This window comes from Pontibacter sp. HJ8, from assembly GCF_054824225.1.
Genome location: NZ_JSYF01000473.1, coordinates 1 through 3,261, shown reverse-complemented (window position 1 = coordinate 3,261; position 3,261 = coordinate 1). Strand labels below are relative to the sequence as shown.

Annotated in this window: 3 protein-coding genes; all 3 read right to left on the bottom strand. The window is 48.1% G+C overall.

Annotation, left to right across the window (positions count from 1 at the left end; genetic code table 11):
* The coding region (locus OB13_RS18025; protein ID WP_461491576.1) for a DUF5690 family protein at positions 1 to 1,288 on the bottom strand (1,288 nt) is incomplete at its 3' end.
* Between the two features lie 304 nt (positions 1,289 to 1,592).
* Positions 1,593 to 1,994 carry a DUF983 domain-containing protein gene (locus OB13_RS18020; RefSeq protein WP_461491575.1) on the bottom strand — a complete coding sequence of 134 codons (402 nt, stop codon included), beginning with the start codon at positions 1,992 to 1,994 and terminating at the stop codon, positions 1,593 to 1,595.
* A gap of 254 nt (positions 1,995 to 2,248) precedes the next feature.
* A partial coding sequence (locus OB13_RS18015; protein WP_461491574.1) for a serine hydrolase domain-containing protein occupies positions 2,249 to 3,261 on the bottom strand: 1,013 nt, incomplete at its 5' end.

Genomic DNA, 3,261 nt, shown 5'->3' with positions numbered 1-3,261 from the left:
ATACCTGCAGTGTTTTAGCAGGGCTTACTTCTCTGGCCCTGAGCCTTTCATACTTCCTCCCGAAATACACCATGGAGAAAGCGGTAAGCAATATCCCGATGGCCGATAGACCAATCACACTGTTGGAAAAGAAGGTTACCCAATTTAGTTGCACCCGGAAGATCTCTTTGCTGAACAACACCCCCACGCTGCCCACATACCCAAAGGAATCAGCGAGGTAAATCAGGAAACCAACATTTCCGGTATACTTAAAAGTGGAGATCAGCCGGTCGAAGAACACGGCATTGAACGGGATGTAAACCATGTATAGCCCAAGCCCGACAAGCATCATCCACCAGATCGGTGCGATGGATTGAGCAGTAAAAAGCAAGGTAGAAACCCCGGCGATCGTAAATCCGATGAGGATGAAAACATGTGCCGTTTGCAGCGCTTTATAATTGTTTTTGATGAGCACCATGCTGCCGATCAAAACCAGGATGATCAGGGTGATGGGCGTTTCCGTTTTCGAAAATATCGCCGGCTGGTTAAAATAGCCCAGTTCTTTCCACATCTCTGCCCCAAAATTATCGCGGATATCCCGGAAGATGGTCGCAAAACAGTAGATCAACACGCAGGCTGCTATACCTGCAAAGAACTCTTTTACAAAGCTTTTCCGGTCTTCTTCGGTCATGGCGGAACGTTCCGTTCGGAGCCGAATATCTTCTTCGCTGGGTGGTGGGATCTTCTCCATCAGGAAAACAAAAAGCAAAAGAGGCAGGGCGAAAACCAAACCAGTATAAAAAGGCACCCAGAATTCTGACACGCCAAACTGTACCATCAGCCAGGCACCAACGGATTTGACAAACCCCGAGGCGAAGATGAAGCTGACCGCTAAGGTAGCGCCAATGAAATCAGTGCTTCTACGGCCCTCCACATAAGAGAAAACGACTCCCCAAAGCATACCCAATGGGAAACCGTTTATGAAAAGGAAAGCAATGTTGTATGGGGGCGGCACCAGGGCAAAAAACAGCCAGCTTAACCAGGCGATTCCTGTCAGCAGGAAAATCACGTTCCCTCTGCCTGTTCGTTTCAGCTCCGAGATATATTTGATGCCGTAAAACTTGGCCAGCAAATAACCCAGCACCTGGCTGATGACCAGAAGGGTCTTATAGCTATACCCGGCAATTTCAAGTCCATCGAATGTGGCCACCGTAAAAGACTTCCGGAAGCCAAAGATCATGGTATAGGTTAGAAAAACCACAACGGCGGCATAGAGCCCCACTTTTAACTGGCTACTATTCTTATCCATTTTTGCTAACATGCCATTGACCTCTGGTATCGGGATGGAAACTTCTCTTTTGCTTTTTGAATATAGCTATTCACGCTGGAAGTTTCCTAGTGGGAATGTAAATTATTCAGGCCTCCTTAGGAAAGGAATCCGCGAAACACAGATTAGCTGAAGTCAGCCCTGGAAGTTTTTACAAGTGTGATGTGAGGATGAAACCCGTGGTATGGCAACTGGCTGTCTGCGATTTTCGACACGAAGCCAAAGTTCCGCACCGAACCGGCCTACTGCAAATAGCTTATTTTAGCAGGCTTTTCTTAATGCCACCCTACTTGTGCGTTCTTTTTGGGATCAGGTCGCATGGGCCTTCGTAGCGAACAAAAATATTGATCCAAAGCACCCGGGACAGCCTGAAAATGACCGGTAAAAGTCCAACAACGGTGACAGCTACTATCCCCATCATCATCCCCATCGTGACTTCTTCTACAAACTGATTCAGGATGAACAGGGCGACTAAAAAGATGGCTACATTAAAAGCAAAACTGACATACATGGCCCCGTAATAAAAGCCAGGTTCCGGTTCAAATACCTGGCCGCAACAAGGACAGGACGGGTGCATGGCCGCAAATTTAGTACTGTACAGCGTGCGCTTCGGAAACATATCTCCTTCCCGGCATCTGGGGCATTTGGCAGCTACTATAGCATAGAACAATGAATTACGCTGGCTCATACAAATCTATCTGAATGACATATATAACAAAAGTACAACCTGGAGTTACGTATATTACGGGACAAAAAATCCCTTTCCCTGTACTTTTCTTACGAAAGCTGATCCTCTCCTTCTATCAAAGAGCCAGGGCATGCGCTATACCTGCAACCAGGTATAGCTAAAAGAAGGAATATTCGCCCGGATATCAGACACTTCAACTTGTTTCCGGTTATACCTTATACCTGACATACAATGTTTCTGATCAACTTCTGCAATTACATGCCGGCACTGGCCGATTGATTTTGTTTCCCTTTGTTTTTGGCAATCATAGCAGGCCGGGGAGGGTATAGAAAACGCCGTACTTCTTTCATGTGATTCAGGCTACCGTTGGTCAGGTTGCTCAGCACTATGATGGCACTATGATCTTTTGGATTGCGCAGCAGATACGTGTTGAAGCCGTGCCACAGGCCTCCGTGGTATACAACGGTATCGCCACTGTCTACCTGGCGGATGCGCCAGCCAAACCCGTACGCTTCCGTCTTATTGTTGATCACACTGGCCCCTTTGAAAGCCTCTTCCAGCGTTTCTCGGCTTACCAGCCGCTGCGTGTAGAGGGCCTGGTCCCACTTATACAGATCTTCTACCGTGGAATACATGCCTTTGTCGCCCAGTACGGTATCCAGATAGTCAGGCGCTCTTTTACGTCTCCCGCCAATATGGCCTGTCGCTACCCGGCCCGTTTGGTCGGCTAACGCATGACTGAAGGTATAGGTGTTCGTCATTTTAAGCGGCTCAAAAATATGCTGCTGCATGTAGGTAGCAAAAGGCAGCCCGGACGCTTTTTCGACCACAGTAGCCAGCAGCGAGTAACCTGTATTGCTGTAATCGAAGCGGACATCGGGTTTGTAGTAGATTTTGGGCTGGTGCAAGGCCATCAGACTTAGCACATCGTCATTGGTCAGGTCGACTTTGCTATCGGGCCAGAGTTCATCGCTGAAATAGGTATAGTTCGGCAAGCCGGAGCGATGGGTAAGCAACTGCCGGATGGTGATGCCTTTGTAAGGGAAATCCGGGATATATTGCTGCACACTATCGTCGTAGTGGAGCTTGCCCTGCTCTTTGAGCATCATGATGGCCATCGCCGTGAACTGTTTGGAGACCGATGCCAGCTGGAAAACGGTTTGTGTGGTCAGGGTGTCTTTGCTTTTAAAATCGGCATAGCCAAAAGCTCCCTTGTACACGATTTGGTCATACTTTGTCACCAGCACGGTGCCGTTAAAACCTCTCT